Below are 23,653 nucleotides of genomic sequence, written 5' to 3' on the forward strand. Positions count from 1 at the left end.
CGTCAATGGAGGGACAGCCGTGGAGGACGACGAGCGCGCCTACCGCGTCGTGCGCAACGACGAGGAGCAGTACTCGATCTGGTCGGCCGAGCAGGAGATCCCGCGCGGCTGGCACGCCGACGGGTTCACCGGGACCCGGCCGGAGTGCCTCGCCCACATCGACGCGGTGTGGGTGGACATGCGGCCGCTGAGCCTGCGCCGGGCGATGGACCCGGCCGGCTGAGCCCGATGCGGATCGACAACGCGGCCCTGGCCGTCGTCCGCGACCACTTCGACCGGTCGATGTACTCGCTGCTGGACCACCGGATGTCGCTGGAGCTGCGGCCGAGCCCGACGGGGTTCCCGAAGTACGAGGCGCTGCGCCGGATCGTCGCGCGCCTGGCGCCGGCGCAGCGGACGCTGTTCCGGATGTTCCGGCTGGGCGAGACCGTCGACGACGCGGCGTTCCGCGGGGCGTTCCCGGCCGAGGTGGCCGCGGCGCTGCGGACGGGTGAGCTGGTGGTGGGCGGGCCGGACGGCTGGCGCAGCGCCGACCTGCTCGTGGTGCCCGCCCAGCGGATGCTGCTGATCACCGGCGTCCCCGCCGGGTATCCCACCGCCGTGCGGCGGCCGCCGAAGGCCGTGTTCGACCTGTCGACGTCCTTCGTCGCCGCGGCGCTGCCCGCGTCGCTGGCCGGGTGCCGCGTGCTCGACGTCTGCTCGGGCACCGGGGTGCAGGCGCTGCTGTGCGCGGCGCGCGGGGCGCGGGAGGTGCTCGGCCTGGAGCTGAACGAGTCCGCGGTGACCATCGCCCGCGCGAACGCCGTGCTCAACGGGCTCACCGACCGCGTCCGGTTCCGCCGCTCGGACCTGCTCGCCGCGCTGGAGCCCGGCGAGCGGTTCGACTTCGTGGTGGCCAACTTGCCGTACGCGCCGGCCCTCGACCCGGACCACCGTCCGTCCACAGTGGCCGAGATCGGCAACCGCCTGCTGTGGCCGCTGCTGACCGAGCTGCCCCCGCACCTGGCCGACGCCGCCCGCGGGATCGTGGCCACGTGGCGTTCGGTGGGGCACGCGGGCCGGACGTACCAGCTGGAGTCCATCGCGGCCCGGCTGGCCGAACACGGCTGCGCGGTCGCCGCGTACGTCGACCCGGTGTTCGACACCGTGGACGGCGTCCTCGACCTGCTGCGCACCGAGGTCGGCTCTCGTTCGGACGCGGACCTGCTCATGGCCGAGCTGCGGGCGTTGCTGGAGAGCGAATCGGTGGCGATGGACGGCTTCTACAACCAGCTGGTGCAGTTCCGCCACACCGGCGGCCGGGCGGTCCCCCAGGAGGCGGTGACCTTCGGACTGTCCTGAGTGGACACGAAGGACCGGTGGCCCCCGCGGCCGCCGGTCCTTTTCGGCGCGAGCTTCGGCCGCCAGGGACGCACCCAATGTGGCGTTCGGTGCGTCCAACGCACCGAACGCCACACTGGGTGCATCACGGCTTGGCCCGACCAAGCGGACCAAAGGCCCCGTTCAGCGAGAGGCGCGGACCCGAGGCGAGGCAAGCACACCCAGCGCCGTAACAGCCAGGATCACCGCCGTGCCGCCGAACATCAGGGCCGTGTGGACCTGGGCCAGCGCGCCGCAGAGCACCAGCGAAACCGGCGCGACCGCGTAACCCAGCACCATGTCCAGCGAGAGCACCCGGCTCAGCACCGACTCGTCGATGGTGCGCTGGATCCAGCTCAGGCCGAAGACCCCCTGGAAGCCGATGGCGAACCCCATCGCCAGTACCGTCGCGACCGCCGCCACGGTGTTGTGCAGGACGCCGAGGACCGCCGTGCCCACCGCGAGCCAGCCCGCCAGCGCCGCGATCAGCAGGCCGATCCGGGGGCGGCCGTCGACCAGGCCGCCGGTCAGTCCACCCAGGACGGCTCCGGCGGCCAAGGCGCCGTTGAGGACGCCCAAAGTCGTCGGGCCACCGGAAAGCTCGAAGCGGGCCAGGTCGGCGAACCCCACCGTGAACGCGCCCGCGTAACAGAACGTGACCGCCGCGTCGATGGCGAGGATCGTGCGGATCCGGGGATCGGCCCAGGCGTACCGCAGGCCGGCGCGGATGCGGACGAGCATGCGCTCCGGCTCGGCAGCACGCGCCGGGGCATAGTCGTCCCGCGTGCGCACCCCCAGGACGCACAGCCCGCACAGCGCGAAGCACAGCGCGTCGACCAGGAAGGCGACGTCGGCGTCGGACACGGCCACCACCACGCCGCCCACCGCCGGGCCGACCATGGCCGCGATCCGGGAACCCGTGCCGAGCAGGGCGTTGGCCGGCGCCAGCAGGTCCTTCGCCACCACCGACGGCAGGACGGTCATCCGCGCCGGCTGGAAGAACGCGTCCACCGCGCCGAACGCCGCGGCCGCGACGCACAGCAGCGCGATGCTCAGCGTGCCCGTCAGCCCGGTGATGCCGACCGACGCCATCACCGCGGTCCGGGCCCAGCTGGAGAGCACCATGATCCGGCGAGGTGACCACTTGTCGGCCAGCGAGCCGCCGACCAGCGTGAGCAGCGCCCGCGGGATGGCCTGCAACGCCAGCACGTACCCCAGCGCCAGCGTGGAACCGGTCAGGCTCAACGTGATCCACGAGAACGCGACGTAGCTGAACCCGTCGCCCAGCAACGACAGCGACTGCCCCAGCCAGAGCAGCCGGAACGGGCCCAGCCGGGCGGGGGCCCACAGCCGCGAGCCCGCGTCGGTCACGGCCGACCGCCCCTTCATCAGTACCTCACCGGCAACGCCGTCAGGCTCCGGTTGAGCAGGGACGACTGCCATTCGTGCGCGGAGCCGGCCAATGCCAGGTCCGGGTAGTCGTGCACCAGCACGGTCAGCACGGCCCGCGCCACCAGCCGGGCCAGCGCGGCACCGATGCAGAAGTGTGCGCCGTGCCCGAACCCCAGGTGGGTGGAATCGCTGCGGTGCACCGAAAACCGCTCCGGCTCGGGGAACCGGTCCGGGTCGCGGTTGGCCGCCGCGGTGACCAGGAAGATCCGGTCGCCCGCGCGCACGTCGTGCCCGTCGAGGTCGAAGTCTTGAGCCGCGGCCCGGATGGACATCTTGGACGGGCCGTCGAACCGCAAGGCCTCCTCGACGCTCGCAGGCAGCAGCTCCGGGTCCGCGCGCACCGCGGCCAGCTCCTCGGGGTGCTGGAGCAGCGCGCGGACGCCGTTGGCGATCAGGTTGCTGGTCGTCTCACCGCCGGCGAAGGCCAGCTGGGTGAGCATCCCGACGAACTCGGCCTCGCTGACCGACGCCCCGATCTCACCGCCCGCCAGCACCGAGCTGATCAGGTCGTCGGCGGGCTCGGCCCGCCGGGCCCGGACCAGGCCGGCGAGGTAGTCGTCCAGGTTGACCAGCGACTGCAGCGACGTCCGGTACTCGCGTTCCTCCTGGGTGGCGCCGAGCACCAGGTCGCCGACCCGGGCGTTCCAGTACCAGAACGACGGGCCGTCGCGCTGCGGGACGCCCAGCCAGCGCGCGAACACCAAAGCGGGCAACGGCTTGGCGACGTCGGCCAGCAGGTCGCCGACGCCGCCGGGCGCGGCCCGGCGGGCCAGCAGCGCCCGGGTGGCGCGGGCCACCATGTCCGCGTAGCGGCCGACGGCACGGGCGGAGAACGGCTCCTGGAACACCTTGCGCAGCCGACGGTGCTCCGGCGGGTCGTTGAACACCATCCAGCGGGACAGGATCGCGAACGCGCGCTCGGCGTCGTCGCGGGCCCCGGCGGGCACGGCGTCCATCAGCGGCCGCACCCGGTCGGCGGTGATCGCCGGTTCGCGCAGGCACCTTGTCAGCGGCGCGTGCCCGGTCACCAGCCACGCGCGGTGCATCGTGCTCCAGTACACCGGGTCGTGCTCGCGCAGCGCGGCGAGGTAGCCGTACGGCTCGGCGTTGATCGCCGGGTCCAGCAGGTACCGCTCGGTGAACGTCGTGACCGTGCTGGTCATCGTCCCTCCCGGAGCCCGTCGAGCAGCGCGGCGACCTCACGCACGTTCGGCTCGGTGAGCATCGACATGTGGCTGCCCGGCACCACGTGCACGGTCAGGCCGCCGCGGGCCAGCTCCCGCCAGCGGTCCAGATAGGACTGGTAGTCCATGTCCAGGCCGGGCATGGGTTCGCCGGCGGGCGCGTCCGCGGCCTCCTGGCCGACGACGAGGTGGATGGCCCCCGGGTACGGCTCGACCCGGTACTCGGCCATGGCCGTCAGCAGCGAGTGCCAGACCTCGATGGGCGCGTTCTCCACGAGCTGGGCCTCGTCGGCCCGCATCCCGGCGCCCAGCAGCAACGCCGTCAGCTCGGCCGAGAGCGCGTCCCGTCGCGGTGACGGCGCCATGGCCCGCACCTGGTCGCGCAACGGCAGCGCGTCGAGCATGTCCTGACCCAGCCGGGCCAGCCGGCGGGCCGCCTCCGGGTTGGGCAGGTAGGGCTCGATCAGGATCAGCGGGTCGACGTCCCGGCCCTGCGCCCGCAGCTGGGAAGCCATCTCCAGCACCAGGTTGCCGCCGAGCGACCAGCCCAGCACGGCGTGCGGGCCGGGCTCGTCGCGCTCGAGGATCTCGGCGACGTAGTTCGCGGCGATGCCGGGCACGGTGACCGGGTCGACCCCGCCGAGCAGGCCGCGGGCCTGGAACCCGACGACCGGTCCGCGGTCGAGGGCGCGCGCCAGCGGCACGTACCAGGTGGCGCTGCCGCCCGAGGGGTGCACGCAGTAGAGCGGCTCGCCGACGCCGTCGCGCAGCCGGACCTCCGACCGCAGCGCGGTCAGCTCCCGGTCCGGTCCGCCCGCGTCGACCCGCGCGGCCAGCTGCGCGATCGTGGTCAGCTCGACGAGGTCCCGCACCGACAGCGGCACGCCGCGGGAGGTGGCGATGGCGGCGATCCGCACGGTGGACAGCGAACTGCCGCCCACGCGGTAGAAGTCGTCGTGCACGCCGACGTCGGACACGCCGAGCACCTCCTGCCAGATGTCGGCCAGGATCCGCTCGGTCGGGGTGCCCGGTGCCACGTAGTCGGTGCCGGTGTCCGGCCGCTCGGCCGGGGGCAGCGGCAGGGCCCGGCGGTCGACCTTGGCGCTGCCGTTGAGCGGCAGCGCGTCGAGGAAGACGAACCAGGCGGGCACCATCTGCGCGGGCACCCGGGTGCGCAACGCCCGTCGCAGCGACTCGGCGTCCGACGTCTCGCCCACCACGTAGGCGACCAGCGCGGGCTCGCCGGGCAGGTCCTCGCGCAGCAGCACGACGGCCTGGCGCACCTCGGGCAGCGCGCGCAGCGCGTGTTCGATCTCGCCGAGCTCGATGCGGAAGCCGCGCAGCTTCACCTGGGAGTCACGACGTCCCAGCCACTCCACGGCGCCGTCGGCGCGCTGGCGGGCCAGGTCACCGGTGCGGAAGAGCCGCTCGCCGGGGGCGCCGTACGGGTGCGGCACGAAGCTGGCCGCGGTCAGGCCGGGCCGGCCCAGGTAACCGCGGGCCAGGCCCGCGCCGCCGAGGTACAGCTCGCCCGGCACGCCGACCGGCACCGGCTGGAACCGCTCGTCGAGCACGTAGGACTCGGTGTTGCGGAAGGGCAGGCCCATCACCGGCCGGCCTTCACCCGGCTTGCACCGCGCGATGTGGGTCCAGACGGTGGCTTCCGTGGGCCCGAAGCAGTTGTAGAAGGCCCGGCCCGGCGACCACCTCTCGACGAGCTGCTCGGTGGGCGCCTCACCGCCGGTCAGCAGGGTGCGCACGGTCGGCAGCTCCTCGCCCGCCAGCATGGTCAGCGCGGTGGGCACGATGGTCGCGGTGGTGACGCCGAGGTCGCGGATCGTGCGGGCCAGGTCCGGCCCGGCACGCAGCCGTTCGGCCGGTGCCGTGCACAGCCGGGCGCCGTTGGCCAGGGCCAGGACGATCTCGTGGATCGAGACGTCGAAGTTGAACGACGCCAGCTGCAGGATCCGCTCGTCCGGGGCCGTGGCGAACACGTCGCGCTGGGCGTGGACCAGGTTGACCAGCCCGCGGTGCGGCACGACGACACCCTTGGGCAGCCCGGTCGAGCCGGACGTGTAGAGCACGTACGCGGGATGGTCCAGGTGCGGGCGCACCGGGGTGCCGACCGGGCCTGCCTCGGGCTCGTCCAGCAGCACCTTGGTGCCGTCGAAGGGAACCGTTCCGTCCACATCGGACTCGGTGAGCAGCACGCGCATCCCGCTGTCTTCGACCATGAAGGCGAGCCGGTCGGCCGGGTACCCGGGATCCAGCGGCAGGAACGCGCCGCCGGCCTTGAGCACGGCCAGCGCCGCGCGCACCTGGTCCAGCCCCCGCCGGGCGCAGATCCCGACGACGACCTCGGGCCCGACACCGAGCCCGGCCAGCCGGGCGGCCAGCGCGTCGGAGCGGGTGTCCAGCTCGGCGTAGGTCAGCGACGTCCCTTCGTGGGCGACGGCCACCGCGTCCGGAGTGCGGACCGCGTGCTCGTGGACGACGTCGGGGAACAGGGCCATCGGGTTGTCGGCGACGGGACCGTGGGCCCACGGCCCGAGCGCCCGTTCGCGGGCGGTGCCGCCGAGGGCCGGGCGGGTGACCGGGCCCTCGGGGTCGGCCACCATCCGCTCGACCAGGTCCCGGATCAGGTCGGCGAGCTGGTCCGCGGTCGCCGGGTCGAGGTACTCGGGGTCGACGTCGATGCTGAACCCGTCCACGCTCATGTTGATGTACAGCGGGAACATCGTCCGCGCGAACTCCTCGGCCTCCTCCCAGTTCTCCGGCGCGAGCTGGTGGAAGTTGACGTAGTTGAAGACGGTGTCGAGCAGGTTCGGCGCCCCCGGGCGCAGTCGCGCGATCCGGGCCAGCGGCACCACCCGGTGCGGCATCAGGTCCTGCTCGGCGGCGAACACGGTGTGGATCAGCTCCAGCCAGCTCTTGGGCTCGCCGGTGATGCCGAAGGGGACCGTGTTGACGAACAGGCCGCGCATCCGGTCCGCGCCCGCCCGCTCGGGGCGGCCGTTGGTGGTCAGCCCGACGGCGTGCCCGCAGGTCTGGTCGTCGCGTTCGGCGAACAGGCCCATCGTGTGGTGGAAGGCGGCCAGCAGGACACTGCGGCGCGGCACCCCGGCCCGCGTGGCGAGCGCGCCGATTTCCCCGGCCAGGCCGGCGAAGGAGCGGCGCACCTCGTACAGCACCGCGCCATCGGTGGCGCCGCGGCGGGTGAACCGCACCGGGGCCAGGTCGGCGAGCACTCCGCGCCAGAAGGCCAGCGACTCCTCCGACGAGGTGGCGGCCCGCTCCGCGGCGACGTACTCGGCGTACCGCGGCGCCGGCTCCGGATCGGGCAGGGTCTCGCCGCGCACGATCCGCCCGTGCAGCGCGACCAGGTCGGCGATCATCGACGTCAGGCTCCAGCCGTCGATGGCGACGTGGCAGTCGGTGATGACGATCCGCAGGTCGTGCTCGGTGAGCTGGTGCAGGTGCACCCGGATCAGCGGCGCGCGGGTCAGGTCGAAGCGGTGGGCGAACTCGGTGTCGGCGTAGCGGCGGCGGGCCGCCCGCTGGGCGTCCCGGTCGAGCCCGCGCAGGTCGGTGTACCCCACCCGCAGCGTGGCGTTCTCGTGCACCAGCTGCAGGGGTTCGCGGTAGGACACCAGGTCGATCGACGTGCGCAGGTTGTCGTGGGTGCGGACGAGCCGGTCCATCGCGGCCTGGAACGCGTCCCGGTCGAAGGTCTCGGTCACGGTGATCTTGAGGTCCGTGACGTTGTGGTAGGCGCCGATCCGGGGCTGCGCCAGCATTTCGTGCAGCATCCCGGCCTGCAGCATGGTCAGCGGGTAGGCGTCCTCCAGGCCTTCCGGCAGCCGCGCCCGGTCGGCCGGGTCGAGCATGGCGAACGGTTCCACCGGCGCGGGCTCGTCGCCCGGCGCCTCGGTGGTCAGCGCGGCCAGCTCACCCAGGGTGCGGGCGCGGAACAGGTCGGCCACGGAGAGCCCCAGCCCGGCCGCGCGGGCCAGCCCGATCACGCGCAGCGCGAGGATCGAGTCGCCGCCGAGCTCGAAGAAGTTGTCGGCGAGCCCGGCGCGGCCGACCCCGAGCACCTCGGCCCACACCGCGGCCAGCGTCGCCTCGGTCGCCGTCCGCGGCGCGACGTGCTCGGCCGGGGTCACGACGGCGCCGTCCCGCACGGCCAGCAGCGCGGCCCGGTCGATCTTGCCGTTCGCGGTGACCGGCAGCGCGGGGTGGGCCACGAACAGCGCTGGCACCATGTACTCCGGCAGGGTCGCCCGCAGCCCGGCGCGCAACGGGGGCACGTCGAGCGGCCGCGCCCCGTCCGTCACCACGTGCCCGACCAGCCGGGCGTCGCCACCGGGCTCGGGACGGGCCACGACGGCGGCGTCGGCCACCCCGGGGCAGTCCCGCAGCGCGCTCTCGACCTCACCCGGTTCGACGCGGTAGCCGCGGATCTTGACCTGGTGATCGGCGCGGCCGACGTAGTTCAGCTGCCCGTCGGGCAGCACCCGCACCAGGTCGCCGCTGCGGTACATCCGGGCGCCGTCGCCGGCGAACCGGTCGGTGGTGAAGCGCGCCGCGGTCAGCTCCGGGCGGTTGCGGTAGCCCAGCGCGACGCCGTCGCCGGCCACGTACAGCTCCCCGACGGTGCCGGGCGGCACGAGCCGGCCGCGCGCGTCCAGGACGTACCCGCGGGAGCCGTGCATCGGCAGGCCCACCGGGGACGTCACCGCGGCGGTCGTGTCGGCGGCGGTGATCAGCCGGTAGGTGACGTGGACGGTGGTTTCGGTGATGCCGTACATGTTCACCAGTTCGGGACGGCTGTCCGCACCGGAGAACCATTCCCGGTACTCCCGGGCGTCGAAGGCGTCCCCGGCGAAGACGACCGTGCGCAGGGCCAGGTCGGCGAAGCCTTCGCCTTCACGCTCAAGGTGGGCCCGCAGGCCGCTGAACGCGGCGTTGGTCTGGGTCAGCACGGTGACGCCCTCGTCCCGCAGCACGGTGTGCACCTCGGCCGGGTCACGGACCTCGTCCTCGGTCAGCACCACCGAACGGCCGCCGACGGTCAGCGCACCCCACAGCTCCCACACCGACAGGTCGAACGTCGCCGAGTGCACCAGCGCCCAGACGTCGCCGGTGCCGAAGTCGAAGCACCGGTCGGCGGCGTCGAACAGCCAGGCCACGTTGCCGTGGGTGACCTCGACACCCTTGGGCTGCCCGGTCGAACCCGAGGTGTACATGACGTACGCCGGGGCGTCGCCGGTCCGGATCTCAGGCACCAACCCGGTGAGAAGCGAGCCCTCCAAGGGAATCGGCTCGACCGGCAGCCCGGCCAGCGCGGCTCGTCCGGCCTCGTCGGTGACGGCGGCCGTGATCCCGGCGTCGGAGACGACGAACTCCAGCCGTCCGCGCGGGTGCGCCGGGTCCAGGGGCAGGTAGGCCGCGCCGGCCCGCCACACCCCGAGCACCGCCACGGCCAGCTCGACCGACCGGGCCAGGCTGATGCCGACCAGCGAGTCCACCTCGATCCCGGTCGCCCGCAGGCGCAACGCGAGCGCGTCGGCCCGGGCGTCCAGCTCGGCGTAAGTCAGGGTGGCGCCGCCCCCGCTCACCGCGACGGCGTCCGGCCGCAGCCGGACCTGCTCGGCGAACCGGTCCAGCACCGGGCGCGCGGGCGCCTCGGCGGGCCGGTGCTGCCCGGGTCCTTCGGGACCGAGCAGCCACGAGCGTTCGGCCTCGGTCAGCAGGTCCAGCTCGCCGAGGCGGGTGTCCGGCCGGTCCGCGAACGCCTGCAGCACGGTCACCATGTGGTCGGCCAGCCGGGCGATGGTCTCGTCGGTGAACAGGTCGGTCCGGTAGAGCCAGGACAGCCGGATCCGGCCGTCGTGCTCCGCGGTCTCCAGCGCGAGGTCGAACTTGGCCTCGGTCAGCGCCACCGGGAACGCCTCCCCGGTCGCCTCGCCGAGGGTGAACCCGCCCGAGCCCGCGCCGGCGTGCGAGAACAGCACCGAGCACAGGGGAGTGCGGGAGAGGTCGCGGTCCGGCACCAGCTCGTCGACGATCCGCTCGAACGGGACGCCCTGGTGGCCCAGCGCGTCCAGCACCCGCTCCCGGGTCCGCGCGAGCAACCCCGCGCTCGTCGGGTCGTCGGTGAGGTCCGCGCGCATGACCAGGGTGTTGACGAAGAACCCGGCCAGGTCCTCGGTTTCCGGGCGGTCCCGGTTGGCCACGATGGTGCCGACGGCGACGTCGTCCTGTCCACTGTGGAACGCCAGGGTCGCCTGCAGCGCGGCGAGCAGGGTCATGAACGGCGTGGTGTCGGCGCGGCGGCCCACCTCGGCCAGCGCTTGCGTGAGCGGCTCGGGCAGCTCGACGCGGTGCACCGCGCCCGCGTGCGAGCGGACGGCCGGGCGCGGGTGGTCGGTGGGCAGTTCGAGGGGGCTGAGCCCGGCCAGCGCGTCACGCCAGTGGTCGAGGTCGGCCTTGGCCGCTTCGGAGTCGGCGGAATTCCGTTGCCAGACGGCGTAGTCGAGGTAGTCGACCGCCAGTCGGGGAAGCCGGGCGGCCTCGCCCGCCAGCCGTGCCCGGTACAGCTCGCGCAGGTCGCGCAGCAGGACGTCCAGGGACCAGCCGTCGGTGACGATGTGGTGCATGGCCAGCACGAGCACGTGCTCCTCGGCCGCGAAGCGCACCAGCGCGGCCCGGAAGGCGGGCTCGGCGGCCAGGTCGAACGGCGCGGTGGCCAGCTCGTGGACGGTGTCCGCGTCGCCGTCGAGTACGTTCAGGTTGTCGCTCCGGACGGGGAGAACCTGTTGTGCCGGAACACCTTGCTCGTCGGGGAAGATCACCCGGAGCTGGTCGTGCCGGGCGACGAGGTCGTCGACCGCCGCGGCGAGCGCGGCGACGTCCAGCCGCCCGCGCAGCCGCCACGCGGCGGGCATCAGGTACTCGGTGCTGCCCGGTTCCAGCTGGTCCAGGAAGTAGAGCCGCTGCTGGGTGGCCGAGAGCGGCGCCCGGTCACCGCCGGAGTCCCGGCGGGGGATCCCGGCCGGTTCGGCGGTGGCCGCGCCGCGCAGCCGCTGGGCGAGCAGGCGTTGCGCGGCGGCCGACAGGTTCGCCCTTGACGACGGGGCGCGGGTCTCCGAGGTGGTCATGCCGTGTGTCCTTCCCGTTCGTCAGCTGCGGTGATCCACCGTCAGGGACAGATCGATCTCGTCGTCGCTCATCGCGGCGATCTCCGCGATGAGCCGGTCCTCCACCCGCGCCGCGAGCCGCGCGACGGTCGGGTCCTCGAACAGGTCGCGCACCTGCACCGGGCAGCCGAACGCGGCCCGCAGCCGGGCGGCGACCGCGACCGCGCGCAGGGAATGCCCGCCGAGGGCGAAGAAGTCCTCGTGCCGTCCGACCCGCGCGACCCCGAGCACCTCGGCCCAGATCTGCGCGGTGACCGTCTCGGTGGGGGAGTCCGGGGCCTCGAACCCCGCCGCCACCGGCACGTCCGGGGCGGGCAGCGCGGCGACGTCGAGCTTGCCCGGCACCGTGCGCGGCAACGTCTCCAGCGCCACGAACACCGGCGGCACCAGGTAACCCGGCAGCCGGTGCGCGCACCACTCGCGCAGGTCCCCGGCGTCGCCGACGACGTACGCGACCAGGGCGGGTTCGCCTCGGACGTCCCGGACCACGACGGCGGCGTCGGTCACCGCGGGGTGTTCCCGCAGCACGGCCTCGACCTCGCCCGGCTCGACCCGGAACCCCCGGATCTGGACCTGGTCGTCGACGCGGCCGAGGAACTCCAGCGTCGCGTCCGGCCGCCACCGCACCAGGTCGCCGGTGCGGTAGAGCCGCCCGCCGGTGCCGCCGAAGGCGTCCGGCACGAACTTCTCGGCGGTGGCGCCCGGACGGCCGAGGTAGCCGACGGCCAGCTCGTCGCCGCCGACCAGCAGCTCGCCGGGCACTCCGGCGGGGACGAGCGCGCCGCGGGCGTCCACCACGTACAGCCGCCGTCCGCCCAGCGGGCCGCCGATCGGGACCCTGCTGCCGCACGGCCCGGTGACCCGGTGCGTGGTGCTGGAGATGACGGACTCGGTGGGGCCGTAGGTGTTCACCACCGGCACGGTGGGCTTTTGCTCGAACCAGCGGCTCAGCGTCGCGGTGGGCAGGACCTCGCCACCGGTGACCAGCAGTCGCAACCCGCCCAGGTCGACGTCGGCGGCGGTCAGCTCGGTGAGGTAGGACGGCGTCAGCTCCAGGACGGTCACGCCCTCCTTGCGCACCTGCTCGGCCAGCTCGTGCACCGACCAGACGTCGTCCGGGCGCAGCACCACCCTCGCTCCCGCGCTGAGAGCGGGCAGGATCTGCTCGAACGACGCGTCGAAGGAGAAGGACGCGAAGGAGAGCACGCGGTCGTTTTTGGTGATGTCGAAGCAATCCCGGGCCGCGGCGATGTGCGCGGCGAGGGCGCCGTGCGAGACCGCGACCGCCTTGGGCCGCCCGGACGAGCCCGAGGTGAAGATGACGTACGCGGTCTCGCGCGGGTCCGGCGTCCTCGGCCCGACCGGGTCCGCTCGCACCTCGGTGTCGTCGATGACGTGCTCGACCCCGGCTTCGGCGATCATGAACGCGAGCCGCTGCTCCGGGAAACGCGGGTCCAGGGGCACGTACACCCCGCCTGCGCGCCACACGGCCAGCATCGCCACTACCGATCCGATGCCTCGGGGCAGCCGTACCCCGACCGCCGTGCCGGGCCGGACGCCGTCGGCCACCAGCGCCCCGGCCAGGCGGCCGACCCGCTCGTCCAGCTCGCGGTAGCGCAGGACGTCGTCCCCGCACACCAGCGCGACGTCGTCCGGTGCTCCGGCGACCAGGAACGGATCCCGAGCGGCGTCGCCGGTTCCGGCCCAGGTCAGCAGCTCGGTGCGTTCTGCGGCATCGAGCAGGTCGACGTCGCCGATCCGGACGTCCGGGTCGGCGGCTACCGCAGCCAGGGTCCGGCGCATCCACTCGGCGAACCGGTGGACGGTCGCTTCGTCGAAGAGGTCGGTGCTGTACTCGAGGTCCAGGGCGATCCGGTCCGGGTGGAGCACCACGTTCGCGGTCAGGTCGAACTTGGCCGACTGCCACGGCAGTGTGAACGGCCCGAACTCGAGGTCCGCGACCGCGGGCGCCGGGCTCGCCGCCGACTCGGCCAGGTCGAACATGACCTGGAACAACGGGTTGCGCGAGAGGTCGCGCTCGGGCCGCAGGTCCTGCACCAAGTGCTCGAACGGCACGTCCTGGTGGTCGAACGCACCGAGCACGCCCTGGCGGACCCGGTCCAGGAACGTCGTGAACGCCGGGTCGCCGGCCAGGTCGCCGCGCAGCACCACGGTGTTGACGAAGAACCCGACCAGCCGCTCCAGCTCGGTCCGCCCGCGCCCGGCCACCGGGGTGCCCACCGGGATGTCGGTCCGGCCGGCCCAGCGGCCGAGCGCCACCTGGAACACGGCCAGCAGCACCATGAACCGGGTCGCGCCGCAGCGGGCGGCCAGCGCGTCGAGTTCGGCGGTCATCGGCCACGAGACGCGCACGGCCGCGCCGCGACCCGAGCGCACCGCGGGCCGGGGCCGGTCGGCGGGCAGGTCCACGGTGGACATGTCGGCGAGCGCGTGCCGCCAGTACTCCAGCTGCCCGCTCGTGTCCCGGTCCCGTTGCCACACCGCGAAATCGCCGTACTGCACGGAAGGCTGGTCGATGCGGCGTCCGGCGTAGGACTGCGCGAGTTCGTCGAACACGAGGCCCGTGGACCAGCCGTCGGTCGCGACGTGGTGGAAGGCGAGCACGACGACGTGGTCCTCGGGACCCAGCGCCCAGACCCCGGCCCGCAGCAGCGGCGGCTCGGCGAGGTTGAACCGGGCGGTGGCGAACGCGGTCGCCTCGGCCCGCACGGTGTCGGCGGTCGCTTCGGTCCAGTGCAGGGGCACGGTGACGGCGTCGCGGACCAGCTGCACCGGGCGTCCGTCCAGCTCGACCAGCGCGGTGCGCAGCACCTCGTGCCGCGCGACGACGTCGTTCAGCGCGCCCTGCCACTTGGCGCGGTCCAGTGGCCCGCGCACCCGCCAGGAGAACCACAGCACGTAGTCCGCGCCCAGCTCGGACATCCGGTCGAGGAACCACAGGCGTTCCTGGGCGAACGACATCGGCAGCGGCCCGCGCCGGTCGACCGGCACGATCCCGGCGCCGCCGGCCGCCCGGGCAGCGGCGACGCGGGGGCCGAAGTCGCGGATGCGCGGGTTCTCGAACAGCGTGCGCAGCTCGACGTCCCGGTCGAGGCGCTCGGCGACCCGCGACACGGCCATCGTGGCCAGCAGCGAATGCCCGCCGAGGTCGAAGAAGGAGTCGTCGATGCCGATCGGCTCGACGCCGAGCACCTCGCTCCAGATGGCCGCGATGGCCCGCTCGGTCTCGTCGCGGGGCGCGGTGAACCCGGCGTCCGGCGCGAGCCGGTGCTGATGGGCGTCGGGCAGCGCGGCCCGGTCGAGCTTGCCCGCGGTGTTCACCGGCAGCGCGTCGAGAGCCACGATTTCGGTGGGCACGGCGTACGCCGGCAGCCACTGTCCGCACTCGGCGCGCACGCCTTCGGTCTCGCCGACGACGTACCCGATCAGCGTCTGCCCGCCCTGCGGGTCCTGGCGCACGGCGGAGGCGGCGGCGCGGACGCCTTCACAGCGGGCCAGGGCGGCGTCGACCTCGCCGAGTTCGATCCGGAAGCCGCGCACCTTGACCTGGTCGTCGACCCGGCCGAGGAACTCGAGTTCGCCGTCCGGGTGGCGGCGCACCAGGTCGCCGGTGCGGTAGAGCCGCCCGCCGGTGCCGCCGAAGGGGTCGGGCACGAACCGTTCGGCGGTGCGCGCAGGTTGGCCCAGATACCCCCGGGCCAGTTCCGGGCCACCGATGAGCAGCTCGCCGGTGGGTGCGAGCCGGTCCTGGCTGTCCACTATGTACGTCCGGCGTCCGCCCAGCGGCCGTCCAATGGGGACGGTGTCGTCCACTGTGGACACGTCGTGCACGGTCGCCGTGACGACGGTTTCGGTGGGGCCGTAGGCATTGGCGACCCGGACCCAGGGAACGTGCTCCCGCCACGCGGCCAGCGCGCTGGGCGGGACGGTCTCCCCGCCCAGGATCAGCAGCCGCAGCGAGCGCAGGGCGGGTGCGGTGGCCTCGGTGAGCGTGAAGGCCAGTTCCGACCAGTACGTCGGCGGCAGGTTGAGCACGGTCAGGCCGTGGTCCCGGACGATCATGGGGATTTGTGAAGGCAGCCACTGCTCGTCCGGGCGGACGACCACGGTGGCGCCGATGCTCAGTGCGGGCAGGAGCTGGTCGAGGGACGCGTCGAAGGAGAACGAGGAGAAGGCCAGGACGCGGTCGGCGGCGGTGAACCCGAAGTGCTCGCGCGCCGCGGCGACGTGCGCGGCCAGGGCGTGGTGCTCGACGCCGACGGCCTTGGGGCGCCCTGAGGAGCCCGAGGTGAAGATGACGTAGGCGAGGTCGTTCGGGTGGGACTGGGTGGCCGGTGCGGATGGCCCGGTCTCGGTCACCGGCACGACGGGCACGTCCAGCGCGGTTCCGGCGTCCGTGATCACGTGGGTGACGTCCACTTCGGACACCATGAACCGCTGCCTTTCGAGCGGCAGTGCGGGATCCAGGGGTACGTACACCCCGCCCGCTCGCCAGATCGCGAGCATCGCGGCCACCGACCACACGCCGCGTCCGACGCACACCGCGACCGCGTCACCGCGGCCCACACCACGGGTATGCAACGCTCCGGCCAGCCCGTCGACCATCGTGTCGAGTTCCGCGTAGGTCACCTCGCGCTCGGCGTCGACGACGGCTGTTTTGTGCGGATCTCCTTGTACTTCGAAGGAATCCGGTGTGCTCGCGTTTTTGCGGAGCGGTCCGAGGGTGGCGGCGAGGTCGGCCACCGGGGCCTCGGGCGCGGCGAGCACCGCGGCCAGCAGCGTCCGGTAGCCCTCGCTGAACCGCTGCATGGTCTCGGCGTCGAAGAGGGTGGTGGCGTACTGCAGCCGGGCGGCGAGGCCGCCGTCGGGGCGCAGGTTGAGGTCGAGGAAGACGTCCATCGGCGCGCCGACCAGCGGCGGCGGCACCAGCTCGGCGTCCAGGCCGGGCAGCCGGATCGGCGCGAGCGCGGTGTTGACCAGGGTGAAGGAGGCCTGCGCGAGGGGGTGGCGGGACAGGTCGCGTTCGGTGCTGACCGCGCCGACGACCTGCTCGAACGGCGCCTCGGCCGCGGAAAGGCCGCTCAGCACGGTGTCGCGGACCCGGGCCAGCAGCTCGGTGAACGTCGGGCCCCCGCTCAGGTCGGTGCGCTGGACGACGGTGTTGACGAACGGCCCGATCAGGCCGGCCAGGTCGGGCCGGGTGCGGTCGGAAAGCGTGGTGCAGACGGCGATGTCGTCGCGGCCGCAGTAGTGCGCGAGCAGGGCCTGGTACACCGCGAGCAGCAGCATGTACCGGGTCACGCGGTGGGTCTTGGCCGTCTCGTCCGCCGCGGCGACCAGCTCGGCGGGGATGGTGAAGCGCACGACGTCCCCCGCGCCGTCCCAGAACGCCGGGCGCGGCCGGTCGGTCGGCAGGTCGAGCGGCGCGAGCCCGGCCAGCCGGGTGCGCCAGTGCCCGAGCAGCCGCTCCAGCCGCGCGCCGGACAGCCGTTCACGCTGCTTTCGGGCGACGTCGGCGTATTTCGCCGTCGGCGGGGCCACCGGCTCGCCCCGGTAACCGGCGGCGAGTTCGTCGAGCATGACGTCCCAGGACCGTCCGTCCACGACGATGTGGTGCACGACCACGAGCAGCAGGTGCTCCCCGGAGTCGAGGCGGGCGAGGGTGAGGCGCACGGGCGGGGCGGCCGCGAGGTCCATCGGGCGGCTCAGCTCCCGGTCGAACAACTCGGCGGCTTCGCGGGCCCGGGTCCGGTCCACACGCGCCCGCCCCGGCGGCTCGACCCGCGGCCGGGGTTCCCCGTCGACAGCGTCGAAGCGAGTGCGCAGCAGCTCGTGCCGGTCGACGATCGCGGTCAGCGACCGGATGAGTGCGTCGGTGTCCAGGTCGCCGGACAGCCGCAAAGCGAGCGGCAGCAGGTAGTCCGCCGAGCCCGGGTCGAGCTGCTGGGCGAACCAGAGCCGCCGCTGCGCGAAGGACACCTGCGTGCCGCCGTCGTTGACCCCGTCATGCACTTTCGGCCTCCCGGGTGTTGTCCCCGGCCGAGTCTGCTTCCCCCGCGGGTGCGCTCACCAGGGAAGCGGCGGCACCCGCCGGGTGCGCCCAGTTCTGCAGCTTCTACCCATGCCGCGCTGCCAGACGAGTCCGGCCCCCTGCCGCACGCAACAGGGGGCCGGGAACGGCTCGGCTGCCGCGGGCGGGCAGGTCCGCTCGCCCCGCACGCAGCGGGTCGCCAGGTGCGCGATTGCGCCGCGTGGACCTGTTGGCGCTCCGCGCCGGTCAGATCAGCCCGGCTCGCACGCCCGCCGCCACCGCGTGCGCCCGGTTGCGTGCCTGCAGGCGGCTCATCAGGTCGTAGATCACGTTCTTCACGGTGTGCGCCGAACACGACAGCGCGCGAGCGATGCCGATGTTGTCCAGGCCTTCGGCCATCAGCCGCAGCATGACCAGCTGCCGGGCGGTCAGCCGCGGCGGAGCCGCCTGTTTCCGCCGATCGGTGCCCAGCAGCCGGACCAAAGTCTCGTGCGGAAGACGGCCCTCGCCGTCGTGGGCGGAGCGCACCGCCGCGGCCAGCCGAGTCGGCGTGGCCCGGGCGGACTGGACGAGCACGGCAACCCCGGCCCGCACAGCCCGGCGCACCCCCTCAGAGGCCAACCGATCCGCAACGACGACGATCCCGCCCTGATTCCCACCCTGGCAGTCCGCAAGGGCTTCGTCCACAGTGGACGCGGCGGCAAGCAGAACGGCATCGGACGACGGCTCCCGCACCAGCGGAACGCCGGCCCGGCCGAGCGCGGTGTGCATGCTGGCCCGCAGAGCCGCATCGGGCGCGGCAACCCGAACCCGCACCTCCTCGGACGGGTACCCCGGTTCACGCCGGTCGGGGGCAAGCTCGCTTGGCCGGTGTGGTGTCGCGTGCGACGCGGTGCCGGGTCCGTCGACCACTCCCGTCGGCGATTCGCGCGGGATCGCGGCAGGTGCGTTCGGCACCGCAGAGTCGTGTCGCTTCGGTTCCGCGCTCCCAGGCGTCGGTCGTTCGGGCCCGGTCACAGCAAACCCGCCCTCAATACGTACGCCACCGCGTGCGCGCGGTTGCGGAGCCGGAAGCGGTTGGTCACGTCGTGCACCACTCCCGCCACCGTGCGCTGGGAGTAGCTCAGCTCCCGCGCTATCTCGCCGGTCTCGCGGCCGTCCGCGACCAACCTGAACACCGCCCGCTCTCGGTCGCTCAGGCCGAGGCCCGCCGGGCCTGGTGGGCGGTGGGCGGCCGTGTGGTCCAGCAGGTGGTCCAGCAGGTCCGGGGGCATCGCGGCGTCGCCCGCCGCGGCGGCCAGGACCGTGCGGGCCAGTCTGTCCGGGTCGGTTTCGCGGCGGCGCAGCAGTCCGCGGGCGCCCGTGGCGATCGCGTGCAGGGCTTGGGTGGGGGTCAGCTCGGTGGCCACCAGCACCACCTCCGGCCGGTGGGCCGCGGTGCGCGTGGCCCGCACCAGGTCCAGTTCGTGCTCACCCAGCTCGTCGACGATGACGACGGTGACCGCCGGCGGCACCCCCGGTGGGGAGACGTCGACGTCGGGGCAGCCGTGCACCGCCACGGTCACCCCGGCTTCGAGCATCGGGTCCTGCGCGACGACGCTGACGGCGACGGGTTCGCCCATGAGTCCTCCTCGGGTCCGGCTCGTGCTTCCACCCTCGGCCGGTGACGGAGCGTCCCGCTTCGGTCACGGGCCCCCAGGTTCCCGTGGCGCCCCGCACGCACCGCGGCGACCCGGCTGACCTGCGCGGACGCCGTGAGGGGTGCCCCAACCCTCCGTACCGGGCGAGCCGGCGGCCGGAGTGTGACCCCGAAACATGCGGGTAGCGCCCGCATGACGCCGCGCACCCGGTCCGCTAGGGTCGCCGCCGGTTTTCGCCCCGGAATTCCGATGACGCGATCATGAAATGCCGTTACCTACCCCGGTTGGCTGCGGTCAAAAATATCGACAGCATCGAGCACAATTACGCACGGCGTGGTCCGTGAGAATCGATTAGCATTCTCCGGCATGGAATACCGCTCACTAATTGTGGTCGGTCGGAGCGAAGAGTTACGGGTGGTGGACGATGCGTTGTCAGCGGCCCGGGATGGGCGCGGCGGAGCCGTGTTCGTCGTGGGGGAAAGTGGAATCGGCAAGTCCCGGCTGATAACCGAGGGCATCGAACTGGCGAACGCGGCGGGGATGGCGCTGTTGCGCGGGCGGGCGAGCGCAATCGGACCATCGGTGTCGTTCCGCCCATTTACCGAAGCAATTCTGCACCTCCTCCGAACGGAACCGGTCGAGCCGTCCGCACTCGGCTCCTACGCGACGGTTCTGGGCCGGCTGGTGCCCGAGTGGTGCGATCCGCCCGCCGGGCCCGCCGTCGAGTCGCCGGTGACCCTCGGCGAGGCCGTGCTGCGGCTGACCGGGGTGGCCGGGCAGGGCCGGGGCTGCCTGCTCGCCCTGGACGACCTGCACGACGCGGACACCGCGTCGCTGGCCCTGCTCGAGTACCTGATCGACAACGTCGACCGGCAGCCGACCCTGCTGCTCTGCGGGCTGCGCGAGACGGACGGCGCCGCGCTCGCCCTGGTGCGCGACGCCGCGCAGCGCGGCCGCGGCCGGCTCCTCGAGCCGGCCCGGCTCACCCGGGCCGACCTGCGCGCCCTGGTGGGCGCCCGGCTGGACACCGGCCCGGAGACGGTCCCGGCCGAGGCGCTGGAGCTGGTGTGGGCGGGCAGTGCCGGCAACCCGTTCCTGGCCGAGGAGGTCGTGAGCGCGCTGGTGCAGGAGAAGGTCGTCGTCCGCGAAGGCCCGCTCTGGGTGCTTCCGGATCGGGCCGATCCGGTGCTGCCGCCCGCGCTGGCCCGCCCCCTGGCCACGCGCATCGCCGGGCTGGACGAGCGCACCCGGGACGTGCTGTCCGCCGCGGTGCTGTTCGGGTCCCGGTTCCCGCTCGCCGTGCTCGCCCGCGCCACCGGCCTGACCGAGGACGACGTCGTCGGCCTGCTGCGCGACGACCCAGCCGGCTCGCTGGTCGAACCGGAAGACGCCGGCTGGTACGCCTTCCGGCACCCGCTCGGCCGGGCGGCGGTGCTGGCCCAGCTCGGTGACGACGACCGGATCCGGCTGGCCGCCCGCGCGGCCGACGCCGTGGACTCGGTGCACCCCGGCCTGCCGGGGGAGTGGTGCGAGCTGGCCGCCACCCTGCGCCTGGCGGCCGGCCAGCGGCCCGCCGCCGGACGGCTGTTCGCCGAAAGCGGCCGTCGCGCGCTGGACCGGGGCGCGAGCACCGCGGCCGTCGCGCTGCTGAGCCAGGCGTGGGAACTGCTCGCCGGCGACCCGGCGTCGCGGGCGGACGCGCTGGAACAGCTGCTGCTGGCCCTGGCCGAGGACGGCCTGGTGGACCGGGCCCTGTCCTCGGTCGCCGCGCTCGACCGGTTCGAGGGGCTCACCCCGGCCCGGCGGGCCGTGCTGCACACCCGGCTGGCCTGGGCGCTGGAGGTGGCCGGGCGGGTGGACGAGGCGCTGGCCCAGGTGGACACGGCCCGGGCGCTGCTCGGCCCGGACGCCGCGGCGGCCGACGTCGCCGTGATCGACGTGGTCGCCGCGCACCTCGCCTACGACCAGCCGGGCCCGGACCGGCGCCCCGCCGCCGAGGCGCTGGCCCGGCGGGCGGCGACGGTCGCCGAGTCGGTGCCGCTGCCGGTGGTGGCCTGCCAGGCGTGGCTGCTGCTGGCCGCGATCGCCCGGCAGCGTGACGCGGCCGAGGCCACCGCCCACCTGGAGCACGCCCACTCGCTGGCCGTGCTGCACCGGCTGCCGCTGTGGGAGCTGCATGCGCTGGTCCGGCTGGGCAACGACGACGCGCTGCGCACCGGCGACCTCACCCGGCTCAACCGGGCGCGGGAGCAGGCGAGCGCGGCCGGTTCGGTGACCGCCCGCTACCAGGCCGAGGCCGGCCTGGCCCTGCACGCGATCCTGCGTGGTGAACTGGCCGAGGCAACCGAACTGCTCGACGACGCCCTGGACGCGACGATCCGCTTCCGCCAGGCCGAGACGACGCGCTATGTACTGCTGCTGCGGGTGGTGCTCGCGGGACACCGGGGCGACCGCGCGGCGCTGACCGAGGCCCTGACCGAGTTCGGGCGCCGGCGCGGGGACGTCACGCTGCACGCCCCGCGCATCCACGGCCTGGCCGGCGCGTTCTGCGCCCTGCTGGAGGAGGACCACGCCCGCGCCCGCGAGGACCTCGCGCTGGCCGCGCACCACGAGGAGGCGGGCGGCGACATCGACCACCTCTCCGGCCGGTTCGGGCTGCACCTGCTGCTGCGCGTGGTCGACGGCACGGCGGGCCGTCCCGAATGGCGGGCCGTGCACGCCGACCCGGCGGCCGCCCTGCGCTGGGACCGGCAGTTCGCCGAGTTCGCCCGCGCCGTGCTGCTGGGCCGGGAGGGCAAGCGCCGCCAGGCCGAACGGGCGATGGTCGAGGCCCTGCGGATCGCCGAGCCGTACGCGACCAGCCGGCACCTCGCCCTGCGGCTGGTGGGCGAGGCCGCGCTGGACGACGGCTGGGGTGACCCGGTCGGCTGGCTGCGCGCCGCCGAGCGGTACTTCCACCGGGGCAAGGTCCCGGCGGTCGCCCGGGCGTGCCGGGCCCTGCTGCGCCGCACGGGCGCCCGGGTCCCGCAGCACCGGGCGGGCACCGACGACATCCCGGCGCGGCTGCGCTCGGCCGGCGTCACCGCGCGGGAGTACGAGGTGCTCGGGCTGCTGGCGGGCCGGCTGAACAACCAGGAGATCGCGGCCCGGCTGCACCTGTCGCCCCGCACGGTCGAGCGGCACGTCGGCAACCTGATCACCAAGACCGGCCTGCCCAACCGGATCGCGCTGAGCGCGCTGGCCCTCGACGTCCTCGGCCCGGGGGAGCCGAGCCTGCACAGCACCATGCTGGACCTGGTCCAGGAGACGGCCGCCGATGACACCTTTGCGTGAGCGAGGACTACTCAAATGATCGATGACGGAAAAGTCGGTCTCACGTAGCGTGAAGCCGACCAGTCGTCGATGTCTTGGGAGGTCCGGATGGGGCAGGAACACACGGCAACTGAGAACCAGGCGCCGGTCAGCGGCCTGCTGCTGAGCGTGGAGGCGCTGCCCGCCGCGGTCGATCGCGGCAAGGCGAACGGCGCGGTGGCCGACAACGACGGTAACGACTAGCCCGGCGAAGGGCTGTCGTGACGGCAGTTCCGGGACTGGCCGACCTCGTGGCTCCGCTCGAGGCCGGCCAGTTCCACTCCGACGTGCTGGGGCGCGCGCCCCGGCGGTTCACCGGGCGGCCCGGGCGGTTCGCGTCCCTGCTCCGGTGGACGGACCTCGACCGGGTCCTGAGGCAGCACCGCCTGGACTTCCCGCGGCTGCGCCTCGCCCTCGACGGCGAGGTCGTGCCCGCGCACTCCTACACCGAAATGGTGCAGACACGGCGTACCGGGCTGGTGCCCCGCGTGCTGTCCGCACCGTTCGCCGAGCGGCTGCGCGCCGGGGCGACCCTCGTGCTCGACTCGGTCAACGAGCTCGTCGAGCCGGTCGGCGACCTGGCGGCGCGACTCGAACACGACCTGCGTGAGCGCGTCCAGGTCAACCTGTACGCCGGGTGGGGGACCACGCACGGGTTCGACGTGCACTGGGACGACCACGACGCGTTCATCATCCAGATCGCCGGCCGCAAACGCTGGCGGCTGCACGGCATCACCCGGCCGGCCCCGCTGCAGCGCGACGTCGAGCTCCCGCCACGGCCGGAGGGCGAGCCCCTCGAAGACTTCCTGCTGGAGGACGGCGACGTCCTCTACGTGCCGCGCGGGCACTGGCACGACGTCTCCGCGGTCGGCGAGGAGTCCCTGCACCTGACGATCGGGTTCAACCCGGCCACCGGCGTCGACCTGGTGGCCTGGCTCGCCGACCAGGTGCGAGCCGACGAGCTGTTCCGCGAGGACCTGCCGCGGTTCGCGGGCCCGGGAGACCGGACGAAACGGGCGGCCCAGCTGCGGCAGCAGATCGCCGAGCTGATGACCGACGACCTCGTGGACCGGTTTCTTTCCGATCGGGACGCCCAGGCCCCGGCGCACCCGCGCATCGGCCTGCCGTGGTCCGCGACGGCCGGGCTGCTCCCGCCCGGGGACGACTTCGCGGTCCGGCTGCTCGCCCCGCGCGCGGCGCTGGAGGACGGCGAAGGCACGGTCGCCCTGGTCGCGGCCGGGAAACGGCTGGTGTTCGCGGCGATCGCGCGCCCGGTGCTGGCCGCGCTGCTCGACGGTTCGCCGCACGACGTCCGGGTGCTCGCGGAGGCCGCACCATCCCTCGACGGGGTGACCCTGAGGGCCTTGCTCGGGGAGTTGGTCACACAGGGGCTGCTCTCGACGGCGTAGTCCG

General features: G+C 73.9%; 11 protein-coding genes. 5 read left to right on the forward strand and 6 right to left on the reverse strand.

Annotated elements, in window-relative coordinates:
* Nucleotides 1–19: 19 nt before the first annotated feature.
* Nucleotides 20–223 carry an MbtH family protein gene (locus tag VA596_RS12980; RefSeq protein WP_323326609.1) on the forward strand — a complete coding sequence of 68 codons (204 nt, stop codon included), beginning with the start codon at nucleotides 20–22 and terminating at the stop codon, nucleotides 221–223.
* Between the two features lie 5 nt (nucleotides 224–228).
* Nucleotides 229–1,341: a methyltransferase domain-containing protein gene (locus tag VA596_RS12985; protein ID WP_323326611.1), complete on the forward strand. Its 1,113-nt coding sequence runs from the start codon at nucleotides 229–231 to the stop codon at nucleotides 1,339–1,341.
* A 162-nt stretch (nucleotides 1,342–1,503) separates the two neighbouring features.
* Here the strand turns inward: VA596_RS12985 and VA596_RS12990 are convergent, their stop codons facing one another.
* The 6 genes from VA596_RS12990 to VA596_RS13015 all read right to left on the reverse strand — a co-directional run bounded on the left by VA596_RS12990 (nucleotide 1,504) and on the right by VA596_RS13015 (nucleotide 18,871).
* A complete protein-coding gene (locus VA596_RS12990; protein WP_323326613.1) occupies nucleotides 1,504–2,730 on the reverse strand; it encodes an MFS transporter in 1,227 nt (408 codons plus the stop codon).
* Between the two features lie 17 nt (nucleotides 2,731–2,747).
* Nucleotides 2,748–3,974: a cytochrome P450 gene (locus VA596_RS12995; protein WP_323326615.1), complete on the reverse strand. Its 1,227-nt coding sequence runs from the start codon at nucleotides 3,972–3,974 to the stop codon at nucleotides 2,748–2,750.
* A complete protein-coding gene (locus VA596_RS13000; RefSeq protein ID WP_323326617.1) occupies nucleotides 3,971–11,158 on the reverse strand; it encodes a non-ribosomal peptide synthetase in 7,188 nt (2,395 codons plus the stop codon). The genes VA596_RS12995 and VA596_RS13000 overlap by 4 nt, the downstream gene beginning before the upstream one ends.
* Nucleotides 11,159–11,179: 21 nt before the next feature.
* Complete coding sequence (locus tag VA596_RS13005; protein WP_323326619.1) at nucleotides 11,180–17,230, reverse strand: non-ribosomal peptide synthetase; 6,051 nt, start codon at nucleotides 17,228–17,230, stop codon at nucleotides 11,180–11,182.
* Nucleotides 17,231–17,495: 265 nt separating this feature from the next.
* On the reverse strand, nucleotides 17,496–18,065 hold the full coding sequence (locus tag VA596_RS13010; RefSeq protein ID WP_323326621.1) for a helix-turn-helix transcriptional regulator: 570 nt from the start codon (nucleotides 18,063–18,065) through the stop codon (nucleotides 17,496–17,498).
* A gap of 197 nt (nucleotides 18,066–18,262) precedes the next feature.
* Nucleotides 18,263–18,871, reverse strand: a complete 609-nt coding sequence (locus VA596_RS13015; RefSeq protein ID WP_323326623.1) for a helix-turn-helix transcriptional regulator — start codon at nucleotides 18,869–18,871, stop codon at nucleotides 18,263–18,265.
* 384 nt (nucleotides 18,872–19,255) lie between these two features.
* On the opposite strand from VA596_RS13015, the gene VA596_RS13020 reads away from it, so the two are divergent.
* The 3 genes from VA596_RS13020 (at nucleotide 19,256) to VA596_RS13030 (ending at nucleotide 23,649) form a co-directional block, all read left to right on the forward strand.
* Nucleotides 19,256–22,222: a helix-turn-helix transcriptional regulator gene (locus tag VA596_RS13020; protein WP_323326625.1), complete on the forward strand. Its 2,967-nt coding sequence runs from the start codon at nucleotides 19,256–19,258 to the stop codon at nucleotides 22,220–22,222.
* A gap of 87 nt (nucleotides 22,223–22,309) precedes the next feature.
* On the forward strand, nucleotides 22,310–22,444 hold the full coding sequence (locus VA596_RS13025) for a hypothetical protein (protein WP_323326627.1): 135 nt from the start codon (nucleotides 22,310–22,312) through the stop codon (nucleotides 22,442–22,444).
* Nucleotides 22,445–22,461: 17 nt separating this feature from the next.
* On the forward strand, nucleotides 22,462–23,649 hold the full coding sequence (locus VA596_RS13030) for a cupin domain-containing protein (RefSeq protein WP_323326629.1): 1,188 nt from the start codon (nucleotides 22,462–22,464) through the stop codon (nucleotides 23,647–23,649).
* Nucleotides 23,650–23,653: the final 4 nt, after the last annotated feature.

Source organism: Amycolatopsis heterodermiae (assembly GCF_034929455.1).
Lineage (GTDB): Bacteria > Actinomycetota > Actinomycetes > Mycobacteriales > Pseudonocardiaceae > Amycolatopsis > Amycolatopsis heterodermiae.